Below are 14,988 nucleotides of genomic sequence, written 5' to 3' on the forward strand. Positions count from 1 at the left end.
CCCTATAATCTGGAAAACACCAATGCCCCCAGTGTATCAAATCTACAGGCCCGCCGAAGCCTGTTAATATGCTTTTAAATATCGCGCCGTCCAGTTCAGGCTAGGCGGTATAAAAGCACTAATACCCGCACCGGAGATAGGCCATGAGTTACCAGCCACAACACTATGTCAGGACATTCGAGGGCCATAGTCCAAATCTAGGTAAAAGAGTTTTTGTCGACCCCAGCGCGGTAGTCATCGGCGACGTAAGCATTGGCGATGACAGCTCAATTTGGCCCAACACCACGGTGCGCGGCGACATGCATCGCATTCAAATAGGCGCCCGCAGTAGTATTCAAGATAATAGCGTTTTGCATATTACCCACGCCGGCCCCTACAACCCCGACGGTTATCCGCTCACTATTGGCGATGAGGTCACGGTAGCCCATAGCGTCACCTTACACGGCTGCACGATTGGCAACCGGGTGCTAATAGGCATGGGAACGATTGTGATGGACGGCGCCGTAATTGCGGACAATGTGGTAGTGGGCGCCAATTCATTAGTGCCCCCAGGTAAACATCTGGCTAGTGGCTGGCTATATGTTGGAAGCCCAGCCAAAGCTATACGGGAATTGAGCGAAGGGGATCTCAGCTATTTCAGTTATAGCGCCAACAATTACGCCAAGCTGAAAGATCGGCATATCGCTGCGCTAGATGGCTAGTCGTAAATCCCCCATTGCAGCCGGGTTTAGTAAACCCCGGCGTCATGCAATAGATAGGCTAAATAGGCGAAGTAGAGTAGCAATAATCCACCGCCCTCTACTCTGGAAATTCGCCGCCCTTGGCGCGGCCCCCGCGCCACCAAAAAGAACAAACCGGTCAATACCAACATCACCGGATAGTCTCTAGTCAGCACCTCTGGATCAATCGCGCCAGGCGCAATAACACCGGGCAGGGCCATAACGCCCAATAGGTTAAATAGATTTGAGCCGACCACATTGCCAATCGCAATATCGTGTTCATTCTTACGAGCAGCCGCAACCGAAGCGGCTAACTCTGGCAAGCTGGTACCCACCGCGACAACCGTCAAACCAATGACTAACTCGCTAAGTCCAAAGAACTGGGCAATTTCGACAGCCGACCACACTAGAACCCGTGCAGAAGCGAGCAATAACACAAAACCAAATAGCAGCCAGCCCAAGGCAACCGACAAAGGCATGCCGCGCGGAATTTCGGCTTCAAACTCGGCTTCTATACTGTCGCCCTTGCTATGTTTAGCCTCCCAGATTTGTCTCAGCACGACGAGTAAAAACCCAAGCAGCAAGATACTGCCGTCCATTACGCCTAAGTCACCGTCGGACAAGAGATAGTAGCCCACCAGCATAACTAGAATAAGCATAGGGATTTCGCGGGTAACGAGCTTAGACTGAACCTTAAGGGGGATGAGCAGGGCGGTTAAGCCCAAAATCAAAGCGATATTGGTGATATTCGAGCCCAGCGCATTACCCACCGCCAAACCTGGCTGACCATCGACAGCGGCGATCGCAGACACCAGCATTTCTGGTGCAGACGTACCGATGCCAACCACCAAAATACCAATAACCAAGGGCGAGACACCCAGTATTGACGCTGTAGCAGACGCGCCAATGACAAAGCGATCCGCACTCCAAACCAGTAAAACCAGGCCCACAATGAGGGCCGCAACCGTTAACAACATATAAAAAATTCCAAGAATACCGCCGACATTGCTGTTATGCCGACAAAGATTGACGAACGAGATCCATAACAGGTTTGGTGTCTGGTCTCACGCCGCGCCAAATACAAAATGATTCCGCGGCCTGCTCTACTAACATTCCCAAACCGTCAGATACCGCCCAAGCTGTTTCGCCTGCAGCCCACCGCATAAAGGGGGTCGGTTCTGCGCCATACATCATATCGTAGGCACAACCGTCATTACTTAATATGTGATGTGGAAGCGGCGGTAAATCGCCGCGCATACTCGCGCTGGTACCATTAATAATTAGATCAAACTGACCACTGGTCAGCCCTTCGTAACTACAGCCGGCAACATGGCCCAAAGACTCAAAGTTCTTAGCCAGGCTTTGCGCTTTGGAGACGGTACGATTTGCCACCAAAACATGCGCCGGCCTCTGTTTTAGCAAAGGCCCAAGAATACCGCGCACTGCACCACCCGCACCCAAGACTAAAATTCGCCGACCACTTAACTCCCAACCAAGATTGCTATGAATATCTCGAACCAGGCCAATCCCGTCGGTGTTATCGCCGTATACGCTGCCATCTTCCTGCAGTGCGAGGGTATTTACTGCACCCGCGCGGCGTGCTCGACCGCTAAGTTGATCTGCGAATTCAAAGGCATCGAGCTTAAAAGGTACGGTAATATTTAAACCCTTACCGCCATGGCTGAAAAACTTAGTCGCGGCCTCAGCAAAGTGCTCCAACTCAATCTTGCGCGCACGATAATGCAGTTGCTGACCGGTTTGCTCAGCAAACGCCGCATGAATCTGTGGCGATTTACTGTGCTTAACCGGATTTCCATATACGGCATACTGATCTTTAGTTTCCATAAGCAAAAAATGCTGCCTTTATTTTTCGATTGAAAGCCAATCTCTAACCGGTAAAAACTCCTCGGTTAAAGCAGCTTCTGGGCTACCCGCTTCGGGCTGCCAATTATACTCCCACCTAACTAGGGGCGGCAGCGACATAAGGATTGATTCGGTGCGACCGCCACTTTGCAAACCAAATAGAGTGCCGCGATCATGTACTAAATTAAACTCAACGTAGCGGCCACGGCGATACAGCTGAAACTGGCGCTGACGATCGTCCCAAGACATCGTCTTGCGACGTTCAACTATCGGTATGTAAGCGTCAGTATAAGAATTTCCCACGGCCTGCATAAATTCAAAACAAGACTCGAAACCACCCTCATTCAGGTCGTCGAAAAATAGGCCACCAACCCCTCTCGCCTCGTCGCGATGACCCATATAGAAATAGTCATCGCACCATTTTTTATACTTGGGATAGATATCAGAGCCAAAGGGATCACAGGCATCTTTCGCAATTTGATGCCAATGCCGACAATCCTCTTCAAAACCGTAGTAGGGCGTGAGGTCATAGCCGCCGCCAAACCACCAAACAGGTTCTTCACCGGGTTTTTCGGCAACAAAAAATCTGACATTGGCATGGCTGGTGGGAACATACGGATTTTGCGGGTGCATTACCAGCGATACCCCCATAGCCTGATAGCTGCGACCGGCAAGCTCTGGTCGATGCGCGCTAGCGCTGCCAGGCATGGCGTCGCCCTGAACGTGAGAGAAATTAACTCCGCCTTTTTCAAAAACGGCGCCGTCGGTAATCACTCGACTCCGCCCCCGGCCCCAATCGTCTTCTACAAACTCAGCCTTACCATCAACAGCGGACAGCTGGTCGCAAATACGGTCTTGCAGAGCAAGTAAAAACCGCTTTACTGCGGCAATATCAATATTTTTCATACGGTCTCCACCTCCATGGCTGCAAAACTTGCGCCATAACTAACTTATGCGCCACGCAAATACTCGCCGCTCAGCGCATCGCGAATATCGGTCGGTTGCGCAAGATCACCAGTAGTACCCGGCAAATAATAATCAACTTGTGAACGAAAATAATGCTGCACTTCACACTGATTTCTGGCCGGTTCGCGGCCAGCCGGATTTGCCGATGTTGACACTAAGCAGGTGTTCGCTGCACGGCAAAGGGCAGAGGTAAGCGGGTGATCACTAACCCTAATAGCCACGCTATGGTGACTTCCGCGAATCCAAGACGGGGCCCATCCAGTATCTGGCACCACCCATGTATGTGGCCCAGGCCAGCTTACTGCTAGCGCTTCACGAATGGCCTCAGGTAAATTCGGCAATATCGCATCAAACCTCGCCACACAATCGGCCACCAACACCAGGCCTTTCGCTGGGTCGCGATTTTTCATCTTTAGAATGTGCCCCACTGCAGCACGATCCCAGGGCACGCATGCCAACCCCCACACAGCTTCAGTAGGGTGACTCACAACAGCGCCCGCCCGCAGCAATGCTGCCGCGCGGCGCAGACGATAAGAATCTGGCAAGGCCATAAAAATAGATCCGCATAGTGGTTAGCGAAAGCGACAAAATGCGGCCAAAGTATACCCGTTTTTACATCACGATGAGGTCTAAATTGCAGAATGAACCTTAGATCTAGGGACACTGCGTTGTAGATATGATGATCAACTTGGGGAGCTAGCACTCACCACGCAGTTGTTAGTTACTTTGATGCAAGGCTAGCGACTCCGCTGCCAGCCGCCTCGCTGCTGCTCCACCCAACCCTCCACTTCTAGCTGGCTAAGCTCGGCAAGAACAACGTCGACACTCTGGCCGCAATGCTTAAGGATCTCATCGACAGATTGCGGCTCGTAGCCCAGCGCATCGTATACCTGAGATACCACGCCCGGTTCAAGGGCTTGGCCCACAAGCGCTTCGATAACATCGCGACCGGCCCACTCGGAGAACTCCTCAACAATATCGGCCAAGGTTTCAACCAGCTTTGCACCTTGCTTGATGAGCGCATTACAGCCGCGACTTGCCGGATTATGAATCGATCCAGGAATAGCGAACACCTCTCGGTTTTGCTCCAGAGCCTGCCTAGCGGTAATTAATGACCCACTATGAATTGCCGCCTCTACCACCAGCACGCCTAAACTGAGGCCACTGATGATGCGGTTGCGGCGTGGAAATTGATGGCGCAGTGGCGGGCTACCCGGAGGAAACTCACTTAGCAGCAAACCCTCTAAGCCGATTTGCTGGTAGAGCCCGGCATTGCTGCGCGGATAGCACTGATCGACACCGGTGCCCAACACCGCGATGGTGGAAGAGGGTGTCGCTAAAGCGCCAATATGCGCCGCGGCATCAACCCCAAGGGCCATTCCACTCACGGTGGTGAACCCAGCTTGACCCAAAGCCGAAGCGAAGGCTTGCGCGTCACTGCGCCCCATCCGACTCGGGCGACGACTCCCCACCACCGCAAAGCTTAGCTGGCTCAGCAACTCTCGACGGCCGCGGAAATATAGTATTGGCGGAGGGTCGTGGATTTCTTTCAGAAGAGCGGGGTAATCGTCATCATGCAAACACAAGACCTCCGCGTTTGCGCGGCTAAGCTCATCATCGACACCATGATGGGGCATGGCCAACTGCTTTTCTAATTGCTGCCTATGCGACGCGCTGATGCCGAACCTAAACTGTAAGTCCGATGACATATGGAGTAGTGCTTCGGGAGTATCACAGAGGGCGAGTAAGCGACGAAAATTTGCCGGTGTGAGGCCTAAAATCTGCTGAACCTGAAGCCAGCGACGAGCAATTATTTCCACATTCGCGTCCTTGCGTATAGTGGTCTAGCCGCTTTTAGCGGCCCTGAAATTTCACTAGGGATTTTTAACTAAATCACCCACTTTTAATGGCTGCTCTGCCTTTAACACCAAGGCGTAACTAACGCGCTCAAAGCTGCGGAAAACCATCAACACACCAGATCGTACATCTGGCGCTTTTATGCGCTCGTTAGTTATGGGATCGGTCACCACTTCACCTCTCGAGTAAATGGCTAATACATCACCAGCTTCCAGTTTGTCGCGGTCACCTAAGTTTAAGGTAACCACATCCAAGCTACCTATCTGGGTCAATCCACCCTCTACGGCAATAATAAAGCCATTGCTGTTCTCTACCGGCGCCTTAGGTTCAAAGCTAGCATGGAGATGTCGCAGCTCCATAGGCAGAAATCTGTCGGCACGACGAATCTCCTGGGTGCTGCGATTCAAGGTCAGCGTGGCAACATCTTTCTCAGTGGCGAGTAGGTTGGCGGTGCCTATATCCGTTGCTTCAACACCTAGCACTTCGCCGCTAATAGGGTCCTTATAGACTTGGCCACGGCGATAAACACCGTAGGTTTCATTGCCACTAAAGTCGCCGCGGCCTAGCACCTGATCTCCGGCACCGGCAACAATATTACCGCGCTTACCAGCAAGTACATAGGGTGCTTGCTCCAGCTCGGCATCGCTGACGACACGACCGCGAGTTAAAAATGGCGCAATCACATCCAGCGGTATTGCTGGAATGGCATCATTGATATCAGAAATTCGCATCTGCGGCGTGAGCTTTACGACGCTATTATTAGCCCCATTTCTCACCAGCACGGGCTTGCCGTCCACCCACATCAACTTCAAAACGTCGCCAGGGTAGATTAAATGCGGATTTTCTACTTGCGGGTTGTAATACCAAAGTTCAGGCCAAAACCAGGGATCATTGAGGAACATGCCTGAAATGGCCCACAAGGTGTCGCCCTTTTTAACCACATAGGTTTGCGGATGACCGGCCTTCAAAGAGAGCACATCACCCGCTTGAGCGAACGCCATTATCAATCCGAGGCAAAGCCCCAAAACCGTGTTCTTCATAATTACGTCCTATTACTCTCTAAACTGGCCGCCAACAAATGGCAAGAATCAGGCATTTCTTATTCGCTCTCTGTATAATATAGAGGATACGCTGAAACAGGCGAATATTTGTAGATCAAAATATCTACTCAATCATTATCTTAGCAACACTTACACAACTTACACGATAAATGGTCAAGAACTCCTATGGCTGTATTAGAAATCCTTGAGTTTCCCGATTCAAGACTGCGAACGGTGGCAAAACCGGTAGAGACCGTCGATGAGCGCGTCCGCAATTTAATCGATGACATGTTCGAAACCATGTACGATGCGCCCGGAATTGGTTTAGCTGCAAGTCAAATCAACGTTCACGAACAAATTATCGTTATTGATGTGAGCGAAGACTCTAGCGAACCCTTAGTTTTTATCAATCCGGAAATCAACGTACTTGATGGAGAAACCTTCGAATACGACGAGGGCTGCCTATCGGTGCCTGGTTTTTATGAAACCGTTGTGCGCCCGCAGCATATTCACGTTAAAGCCCTAGACCGCAATGGGGAACCCTTTGAGATGACCCCACAGGGCCTGCTAGCGGTGTGCATCCAACATGAAAATGACCACCTCTTAGGCAAGCTGTTTGTCGATTATATTTCTCCGCTAAAGCGCAATCGTATTCGCGGCAAAATGGATAAGTTGCACAAGCAGAAATCGTCATGAGCGCTAGCCCACTGCGACTCGTATTTGCCGGCACGCCTGAATTCGCAGCCCAGCATCTGCAAGCGCTTATAGACGACGGGACTCACCAAATTGTCGCCGTCTACAGCCAGCCCGACCGCCCCGCAGGCCGTGGTAAAAAAACCCTGCCCAGCGCCGTCAAACAGTGCGCTGAAGCAGCGGGTATACCGGTTTATCAACCAGCAAATTTCAAAGACGCCAGTGATCGTGAACAATTAGCCAGCCATAACGCAGATTTGATGATCGTCGTCGCCTACGGTCTCTTGCTCCCCAAAAGCGTACTAGATATTCCGCGCCTGGCCTGCGTGAATGTGCATGGTTCACTATTGCCCCGCTGGCGAGGCGCAGCGCCAATCCAGCGTGCCATAGAAGCCGGCGATCAAGAAACCGGTGTTACTATTATGCAAATGGATGTCGGCCTAGATACCGGTGCCATGCTAAGTAAAGTAAGCTGCGATATTAAAGGCACCGACTCAGCCGCAGACCTGTTCCAGCGTCTGGCTGATATAGGTGGCCCTGCCTTACTCGAGAGTATCTCCGCCTTGTCGCAAGGTAGCGCAGTTTTTGAAACTCAAGACGATAGCCTAAGTAACTACGCCGCCAAAATTGGCAAATCTGAGGCAGAAATCGACTGGCGACTTGATGCCATCACCCTAGATCGTAAAATTCGTGCCTTTAATCCGTTCCCGATTTGTTACACGCGCTTTGCCGCCAATCAAAAAGACGAGCGCATAAAGATTTGGCGCGCCGAACCCTTGCCCGCAGTCGCCGCTAATACCACCGCCGGCGAAATTATCAGTGCTGACAAGTCCGGCATTACCATTGCCTGTGGTGACGGTGCTTTGCGCATTCTCGATTTACAAATGCCCGGAGGTAAAGTGCTAGCCGCTCGCGATATTCTCAACGCCCGCTCTGCACAATTTAGCCCCGGTACAATAATGAGTTCGCCATCAGGCACCCTATGATATGTCCCCGAGTTGCCGCAGCACGCTGTCTGGCAAGTATCGAACAAGAAGGTAGTTCGCTATCGCGTATTTTGCCGCGAGTTGAACAAGATGTAGATCCCTCGCAACGCTCACTTTATCGAGAGCTTTGCTACGGCACCTTGCGTTTTTACTGGAAATTAGACGCCGCCCTAAGTCCCTTTTTTAGCAAGCCACTCAAAGCCAAAGACAGTGACGTAAAAATGCTGATTTACGTGGGCGCCTACCAGCTGTTCTACACTCGTATCCCCCCACATGCGGCGATCAACAGCAGTGTTGAGGGTTGTCGCAGCCTAGGTAAAAAGTGGGCCGCGGGTATGGCGAATGCGATATTGCGACGCTGCCAGCGTGAGCAAGACAGCTTATTTAACGCCCTTAATCCCGCCGCAGAAGCCGCCTTTCCAGCATGGCTCTTCGACGCGCTGCAAAGCGCTTGGCCAGACCAACTTCAAGATATTGTCGACGCCACTAACGCCCACCCACCTTTTTGTCTGCGAGTTAACTCCCTCCGCCAAAGTCGCGATCGCTATTTAGAAGCCTTAACAAACAATGATATTGCCGCAGCGGCCTGTGAGTTTGCCACCAACGGTATAAGGCTAGAACAAGCCTGCAGTGTTGATAAATTACCCGATTTTCATGACGGCCACGCCAGCGTGCAAGATGAAGCCGCCCAGCTCTGTACTAGCCTGCTGGAGCTGAAGCCAGGTCTACGAGTACTCGATGCCTGCGCTGCCCCCGGCGGCAAGACCGGCGCCATTCTTGAGACCGAGCCGCAACTAGGCGAACTGATCGCCTTGGATATCGACGAGCAGCGACTCAGCCGCATTCAAGAGAATTTGGACCGCCTGCAACTCAATGCGACGCTCCTCAGTGCCGATGCCGCAGATACCAGTGCGTGGTGGGACGGCATACCTTTTGACCGTATTCTGCTCGACGCGCCGTGTTCAGCCACCGCCGTAATTCGACGCAACCCTGACATCAAGCTCAATCGCCGCGCATCAGATATAAAACCGCTGGTACAACTGCAGGCGACTTTGCTTGAGGCACTGTGGCAGTGCTTGAAGCCCGATGGTATTTTTATTTACGCAAGCTGCTCCTTACTGCCAGCGGAAAATGAGCAGCAAATAACCGCATTTATCGCCAGGCATGAAGACGCTGAGTTAGTCCCCATTACAGCCAATTGGGGAATCGACCGCAGTGGTTGCCGACAGATGTTTCCACAGATTAATGGTCACGATGGCTTCTTCTACGCGAAAATTCGTAAAAAACTCTGATCCCGGCTATTGAGTGCGACACTCCAGCGCCGCACAATGACGACCTTGGACACAGCTTCACCTTTTCCGCAGTGCTCGCCTTTTTACTTCGGTAGCAGGCAGCGACTAAAACATCAGGCACCAAACAATAACAGGCAGCGCAGGCGACTTCGAACAATGAAAATCATTATCCTCGGCGCAGGGCAAGTAGGTGGCACACTGGCGGCAAATCTCGCCAGTGAACACAATGACATTACCGTTGTAGATACAGACCCCGACCGCCTGCGGGAGCTTCAAGATCGTCTCGATATTGGGACCGTGACCGGCCATGCATCACACCCCGACGTACTTGGCCGCGCAGGCGCCGCCGATGCAGACTTGCTGGTTGCGGTCACCAATAGCGACGAAGTCAATATGATCGCCTGTCAGGTTGCCTACACCTTATTCCGCACCCCCACCAAGATTTCGCGGATACGATCCAACGCGTACACCAATGTAAAAAATCTCTTCGGCAACGAAGGCATACCTATTGATGTCTTTATCAGCCCAGAAGAATTAGTCACCCGTTATATTAAGCGTTTATTGCAATATCCAGGATCGCTGCAAGTCTTAGACTTTGCCGACGGAAAAGTACAACTAGTAGGGGTGAAGGCCTATTACGGCGGTCCATTAGTGGGCAATGAGCTAGCTGCAATCCGCGACCATATGCCGACGGTCGACACCCGTGTTGCCGCTATTTTCCGCCGTGGAAACGCCATTCTGCCCAGTGGCGACACGGTTGTTGAAGCCGGCGATGAAGTTTTTTTCATCGCCGCTAAAAAGAATATTATGCCGGTAATGAGCGAGCTGCGACGGCTGGATACACCTTATAAGCGCCTAGTAATTGCTGGCGGCGGCAATATTGGCGAGCGCCTTGCGCGGTCAGTTGAAAGTCGTTATCACGTTAAGATTATTGAGCGCAGCTACGAGCGATGCCGGGCTTTATCAGAGCAGTTATCAAAGGCCATTGTCTTGCATGGCAGCGCCTCTGACCACGATTTATTGGCACAGGAAAATATTGAAGAAACTGATGTTTTCCTCGCACTCACCAATGATGACGAAGCAAATATAATGTCGTCTTTACTCGCCAAACGAATGGGCGCAAAGAAGGTCATTACCCTCATCACCAATCCTGCTTACGTAGATTTGGTGCAGGGTGGTGACATCGACATCGCCATCTCGCCCCAGCAAATCACCATCGGCAGCTTGCTCACTCACGTTCGCCGCGGCGATATATATAACGTGCACTCTCTTCGCCGCGGCGCAGCCGAGGCCTTAGAAATTATTGCCCACGGCGATAATCGCTCATCGAAAGTAGTGGGCCGCAGATTAGATGAAATTGCGTTGCCCGAGGGTGTCAGCATTGGTGCTCTGGTGCGGGGCGAGGAAGTGATGATAGCGCACAGCCATTTATTAATTGAATCTGAAGATCATTTGATTTTATTCCTGGTGGATAAAAGCAAAATCAAAATGGTCGAGAAACTATTCCAAGTAGGGTTCACATTTTTCTAATGACCAATAACTTCCCCGCTGATTGGGGCGATCTTTTATGCACCTGAGAATCATCGCCCGAATCATCGGCCTGCTGCTGATGATCTTTAGCCTGACGATGGCGGTTCCCGCCGTTATCTCGACTTGGCTGAATGACGGTGCACTACAGGCCTTTATCACCGCGTTTGCCCTAACCTTTGGCAGTGGTCTAGCGCTCTGGTTAAGTAATTTGAGGCTGCGGGGGGAACTCAGTATTCGTGACGGCTTTCTTGTAGTGTCGCTATTCTGGACGGTCCTGGGGCTATTCGGGGCACTACCATTTTATCTTGCCGACGATCCCGGTTTATCGATTAGCAACGCTGTTTTTGAATCTATATCTGGCCTTACTACAACCGGCGCTACGGTGATCATCGGGCTAGACGAATTACCCATTTCTATATTGTTTTATCGTCAATTTCTGCAGTGGTTGGGTGGTATCGGTATTATCGTTATCGCGGTGGCCATTCTCCCCATTCTGGGGATTGGTGGCATGCAGCTTTACCGCGCTGAAACACCTGGACCAGTAAAAGACAATAAACTCACGCCGCGTATTACCGGCACCGCTAAAATACTCTTCCTCATGTATGTGGCGCTGACAGTGGTATGTACATTGGCCTATTGGCTGGCTGGCATGAGCTTTTTTGATGCCATTACCCACTCATTCTCCACCGTGGCAATTGGTGGATTTTCGACTCACGACGCCAGTATGGGCTACTTTGAAAGCCCATTGATATTAATGATTTGTAGTGGGTTTATGCTATTTGCGGCGCTGAGTTTTACCATCCACTTTCACGCTTGGCGATCTCGCTCTATACGCCACTATTTAAATGATGCAGAGACCCGCTTCTACTTGAGCGTAATTGGAGTTGCCACCCTTTCTATCTCTGTTTACCTCTATTTAAGCGGCACCTACGAGCTCCAAGACAGCTTCATTCACGGTATTTTCCACACCATTTCTATTGCCACGACCTCTGGCTTTGGGGCCGAAGACTTTTCTATTTGGCCAAGCTTTTTACCCGTCGCAGTGATTATGCTTTCTTTTATCGGTGGCTGTGCGGGATCAACCGGCGGCGGTATGAAAGCGGTCCGCGTGATGCTGGTGGCAAAGCAAGGTATTCGAGAGATGAAGCAACTCATTCACCCCAATGCCGTTATTCCATTAAAAATTGGCAGCCACCGTGTAGAAGCCAAGATCGTCAGTGCGGTGTGGAGCTTTGTTGGCGTTTACATGATTTCTTTTATCATCATCACCCTGGCAATGATGGCATGCGGCCTAGACGCACTCAGCGCATTTTCAGCAACCGCCGGCGCCATCAATAATATGGGGCCAGGGCTAGGCGAAGTAGCGGCAAGTTATCGCAGCGTGAGCGATCCGGGAAAATGGATACTGTGTTACGCGATGCTATTAGGCCGGCTGGAAATTTTCACCTTGCTGGTACTGCTAATGCCCTCTTTTTGGCGGCGCTGATCTATGCCGCCACACAGCGACAGCCGCGACAAGTGGAATAATCGCCACAGCAGCCAAGAGCTTAGCTTAGCTGCCTGTGAGGTGCTACAGAAGCATATTCATTTATTAGCAAAGCGTGGAACCGCTCTGGATCTGGCCTGCGGTTTGGGCAGAAACGCAATACAGCTTGCCCAGCATGGCTTACAGTGTGATGCTATAGACATCTCAGACGTCGCCATCGACCGCTTACAGAAATATGCCAATCACAATAATTTAAACATAAACGCCGAACGCGCAGATATCGAGCGCGACGGAATTGGCAGCAAGAAATACGACGTTATCGTGGTCAGTTACTTTCTATTTCGACCACTGTTACCTGCAATTGTCCGAGCGCTAAAACCCGGCGGCTTACTTTTTTATCAAACCTTTGTAAGGCCTATAACATCGGAAAATGGTGTGATTCTCAAGAGTCCGGCAAACGCGAGTTTTTACCTAGAGAAAAATGAACTTTGCGCACAGTTTAAGCAACTAGAAATACGCTATTATCAGGAGACAATTTTAGATAGAAATACGAGTACCGCACCGGTTGCAATGCTAGTCGCCAGAATGCCTAGCGGCGACAATCCGAAGCAGATCTCATGAATATACTAACAGCGGTGTTTCTACCACGCTGTAAAATTGAAAAGAGCTTTCCATGGCATACCTCGTTCTCGCCATAGCATTTATCGTATCAACTGCACTGTCCGCAGTAGCCTACTTCGTATTGACGACACCTTACGATCCCGCGCTACTAATGTTGGCAACGTTAGCGGCTTGCATCAGTCTTATTGCACTTGGCTTTAGCGGAGTATTAGAGCGTGAACGCCAACTCAAACGTAATCTCGAGCTTAAGAATGAACGACAGCGCCTCCTCTTGGAACATAGCTCTTCTGCTTTGCTATTGTTGGACGATCAACTCAATGTAGAGTTTCTCAATACCCACCACACATCTCTACGAAATATCAAAGCAGAATATGGCGACGATCCATCACTGGTCAACATATGGCGGGATCATATTTCTGAAGAAACCCGTCAGCATGTCCGCCAAGCCATTGCTGAAAAACGAGAGTGGCGTGGTGAATTATGCTTTGGGGGTTCAAAGAAGAATGAATACCTAGCTACCACTATCACCCCAATCCTGAATGATCGCGGTGATTTGTATCGAGTGGCCATTAGTGCAGAAGATATTTCTGAACACCGAGCCACCGCCGATCGGCTATTTATACGCGAACACTACAATATTCTTACCGGTTTACCCAATCGTCAGTTTGCTCTGAGGTCGCTGCAGTCGGCCATTAATGACATCGATAATGCTAAGCATGGCTTTATTTTACTGCATATTGATTTAGATAAAATTAGATATATAAACGACTCTCTAGGCCATCACGTTGTAGACAGTATTTTTACAGAGACTGCCGAACGCTTGCAGCGCAGCGTGCGCGACGATCAGGTACTTGCTCACTTAGGCGCAGACGAATTTCTTATTATTCTGGACACTGAAAACTGCATAGACGAAGCGGAGATCCTCGCAGAAACTATTCTTGATCGATGCCGCCAACCGTTCTATATCAATCATCATGAAGTGATTATTTCAGCCAGCGTCGGCCTATGTCGATTTCCTACCGACGGTGCTGACAGCACCTTACTTATGCGACGAGCAGAAGCGGCAATGTTCAACGCTAAAGAAAATGGTGGCGATAGATTCAGCTTTTACGAAGAGGGCATGAGCAGTGAAACTGAACTTCGCCTAGAAATGGAAAACCACCTGCGACATGCGATCGCCCGTGATGAGTTTAGGCTTCACTATCAACCGGTGATCCACCTAGAAAGCAATACTTTACGCGGCGTGGAGGTGTTGCTTCGCTGGGAGAATGCCGCACTAAATAATCCAGGCCCAGATCAGTTTATCGCTGTTGCCGAGAACAGTGGTTTAATCGTCGATATCGGTAGATGGGTGCTTGAGCAGGCATGTAAGCAAGTGGTGGCATGGTCTAACGCAGGTTTAAAACCTTTAAGCCTTGCGGTCAATATTTCGGCCAAGCAATTTATTAGTGGCGACCTGCTTGAAAACGTCCGCTATGCCTTATCGCAAAGTGGACTGGCTGCCTCACAATTAGAGCTGGAAATTACTGAGGGCTTGCTCATCAACGATACCTCAGAAATTCGCGACACTTTTAGTCAGCTGAAGAAGCTGGGCGTTAATTTATCCTTAGATGACTTTGGTACTGGCTATGCTTCGCTCAGTTATCTAAAACGCTACCCCTTCGACACCTTAAAAATTGATCGCAGTTTTGTGCACGATATTGATAGTTGCGAGGAAAGTGTCACCCTCACCAATGCGATTATCGCCATGGGCCACAGCTTCAATATGACAGTGATTGCAGAAGGCGTAGAAAATCTAAAGCAGCGCCGTATTTTGCGCGAGCGACACTGCGATATGGTGCAGGGCTTCCTCTACTCTCCGCCCTTACAAGCCGATCAGTTTGTTGCGTGGGCCAAACGCTATGCGGAGATGCAAATCAGCCAGCACATTTAATA

General features: G+C 50.6%; 14 protein-coding genes. 8 read left to right on the plus strand and 6 right to left on the minus strand.

Features of this window, described 5'->3' with window-relative positions; all coding sequences use genetic code 11:
- Positions 1–143: 143 nt before the first annotated feature.
- Positions 144–701: a gamma carbonic anhydrase family protein gene (locus AB4875_RS01600; protein ID WP_368374284.1), complete on the plus strand. Its 558-nt coding sequence runs from the start codon at positions 144–146 to the stop codon at positions 699–701.
- Positions 702–727: 26 nt separating this feature from the next.
- Here the strand turns inward: AB4875_RS01600 and AB4875_RS01605 are convergent, their stop codons facing one another.
- From AB4875_RS01605 to AB4875_RS01630, 6 genes are all read right to left on the minus strand, one after another.
- A complete protein-coding gene (locus tag AB4875_RS01605) occupies positions 728–1,696 on the minus strand; it encodes a calcium/sodium antiporter (RefSeq protein WP_368374285.1) in 969 nt (322 codons plus the stop codon).
- A gap of 34 nt (positions 1,697–1,730) precedes the next feature.
- Complete coding sequence (gene aroE, locus AB4875_RS01610) at positions 1,731–2,564, minus strand: shikimate dehydrogenase (protein WP_368374286.1); 834 nt, start codon at positions 2,562–2,564, stop codon at positions 1,731–1,733.
- Between the two features lie 18 nt (positions 2,565–2,582).
- Positions 2,583–3,488, minus strand: a complete 906-nt coding sequence (gene hemF, locus AB4875_RS01615; RefSeq protein WP_368374287.1) for an oxygen-dependent coproporphyrinogen oxidase — start codon at positions 3,486–3,488, stop codon at positions 2,583–2,585.
- Positions 3,489–3,532: 44 nt separating this feature from the next.
- Entirely contained in the window at positions 3,533–4,099 is a 567-nt protein-coding gene (locus tag AB4875_RS01620) for an L-threonylcarbamoyladenylate synthase (protein WP_368374288.1), read from the minus strand.
- Positions 4,100–4,285: 186 nt separating this feature from the next.
- The gene (gene dprA / locus AB4875_RS01625) at positions 4,286–5,368 is read right to left on the minus strand and encodes a DNA-processing protein DprA (RefSeq protein ID WP_368374289.1); all 1,083 of its coding nucleotides are present in this window, start codon (positions 5,366–5,368) and stop codon (positions 4,286–4,288) included.
- 54 nt (positions 5,369–5,422) lie between these two features.
- The gene (locus AB4875_RS01630; RefSeq protein ID WP_368374290.1) at positions 5,423–6,445 is read right to left on the minus strand and encodes a LysM peptidoglycan-binding domain-containing protein; all 1,023 of its coding nucleotides are present in this window, start codon (positions 6,443–6,445) and stop codon (positions 5,423–5,425) included.
- A gap of 186 nt (positions 6,446–6,631) precedes the next feature.
- Between AB4875_RS01630 and def the strand changes: the two genes are divergently transcribed.
- The 7 genes from def to AB4875_RS01665 all read left to right on the plus strand — a co-directional run bounded on the left by def (position 6,632) and on the right by AB4875_RS01665 (position 14,986).
- Positions 6,632–7,141 (plus strand): peptide deformylase, encoded by a 510-nt coding sequence (gene def / locus AB4875_RS01635; RefSeq protein WP_368374291.1) that lies wholly within the window; start codon positions 6,632–6,634, stop codon positions 7,139–7,141.
- Positions 7,138–8,124, plus strand: a complete 987-nt coding sequence (gene fmt, locus AB4875_RS01640; RefSeq protein ID WP_368374292.1) for a methionyl-tRNA formyltransferase — start codon at positions 7,138–7,140, stop codon at positions 8,122–8,124. Before def ends, fmt begins: the two co-directional genes overlap by 4 nt.
- On the plus strand, positions 8,121–9,416 hold the full coding sequence (gene rsmB, locus AB4875_RS01645; RefSeq protein WP_368374293.1) for a 16S rRNA (cytosine(967)-C(5))-methyltransferase RsmB: 1,296 nt from the start codon (positions 8,121–8,123) through the stop codon (positions 9,414–9,416). Before fmt ends, rsmB begins: the two co-directional genes overlap by 4 nt.
- 156 nt (positions 9,417–9,572) lie before the next feature.
- Entirely contained in the window at positions 9,573–10,946 is a 1,374-nt protein-coding gene (trkA, locus tag AB4875_RS01650) for a Trk system potassium transporter TrkA (RefSeq protein ID WP_368374294.1), read from the plus strand.
- Positions 10,947–10,983: 37 nt separating this feature from the next.
- Positions 10,984–12,432: a TrkH family potassium uptake protein gene (locus AB4875_RS01655; RefSeq protein ID WP_368374295.1), complete on the plus strand. Its 1,449-nt coding sequence runs from the start codon at positions 10,984–10,986 to the stop codon at positions 12,430–12,432.
- Positions 12,433–12,435: 3 nt separating this feature from the next.
- On the plus strand, positions 12,436–13,053 hold the full coding sequence (locus AB4875_RS01660; RefSeq protein WP_368374296.1) for a class I SAM-dependent methyltransferase: 618 nt from the start codon (positions 12,436–12,438) through the stop codon (positions 13,051–13,053).
- Between the two features lie 52 nt (positions 13,054–13,105).
- Positions 13,106–14,986, plus strand: coding sequence for a putative bifunctional diguanylate cyclase/phosphodiesterase (locus tag AB4875_RS01665; RefSeq protein ID WP_368374297.1), 1,881 nt, complete (start codon positions 13,106–13,108; stop codon positions 14,984–14,986).
- Positions 14,987–14,988: the final 2 nt, after the last annotated feature.

Origin of the sequence: Zhongshania sp. R06B22, from assembly GCF_040892595.1 — a bacterium.
In the GTDB taxonomy this organism is placed as follows: Bacteria; Pseudomonadota; Gammaproteobacteria; order Pseudomonadales; family Spongiibacteraceae; genus Spongiibacter; species Spongiibacter arctica.

Coding starts and splice junctions, on each gene's coding strand:
- AB4875_RS01600 (WP_368374284.1), top strand. CDS start 144: ATGAGTTACCAGCCACAACACTATGTCAGGACATTCGAGGGCCATAGT.
- AB4875_RS01630 (WP_368374290.1), bottom strand. CDS start 6,445: ATGAAGAACACGGTTTTGGGGCTTTGCCTCGGATTGATAATGGCGTTC.
- AB4875_RS01665 (WP_368374297.1), top strand. CDS start 13,106: ATGGCATACCTCGTTCTCGCCATAGCATTTATCGTATCAACTGCACTG.
- hemF (WP_368374287.1), bottom strand. CDS start 3,488: ATGAAAAATATTGATATTGCCGCAGTAAAGCGGTTTTTACTTGCTCTG.
- AB4875_RS01660 (WP_368374296.1), top strand. CDS start 12,436: ATGCCGCCACACAGCGACAGCCGCGACAAGTGGAATAATCGCCACAGC.
- fmt (WP_368374292.1), top strand. CDS start 7,138: ATGAGCGCTAGCCCACTGCGACTCGTATTTGCCGGCACGCCTGAATTC.
- AB4875_RS01620 (WP_368374288.1), bottom strand. CDS start 4,099: ATGGCCTTGCCAGATTCTTATCGTCTGCGCCGCGCGGCAGCATTGCTG.
- trkA (WP_368374294.1), top strand. CDS start 9,573: ATGAAAATCATTATCCTCGGCGCAGGGCAAGTAGGTGGCACACTGGCG.
- rsmB (WP_368374293.1), top strand. CDS start 8,121: ATGATATGTCCCCGAGTTGCCGCAGCACGCTGTCTGGCAAGTATCGAA.
- AB4875_RS01655 (WP_368374295.1), top strand. CDS start 10,984: ATGCACCTGAGAATCATCGCCCGAATCATCGGCCTGCTGCTGATGATC.
- AB4875_RS01605 (WP_368374285.1), bottom strand. CDS start 1,696: ATGTTGTTAACGGTTGCGGCCCTCATTGTGGGCCTGGTTTTACTGGTT.
- aroE (WP_368374286.1), bottom strand. CDS start 2,564: ATGGAAACTAAAGATCAGTATGCCGTATATGGAAATCCGGTTAAGCAC.
- def (WP_368374291.1), top strand. CDS start 6,632: ATGGCTGTATTAGAAATCCTTGAGTTTCCCGATTCAAGACTGCGAACG.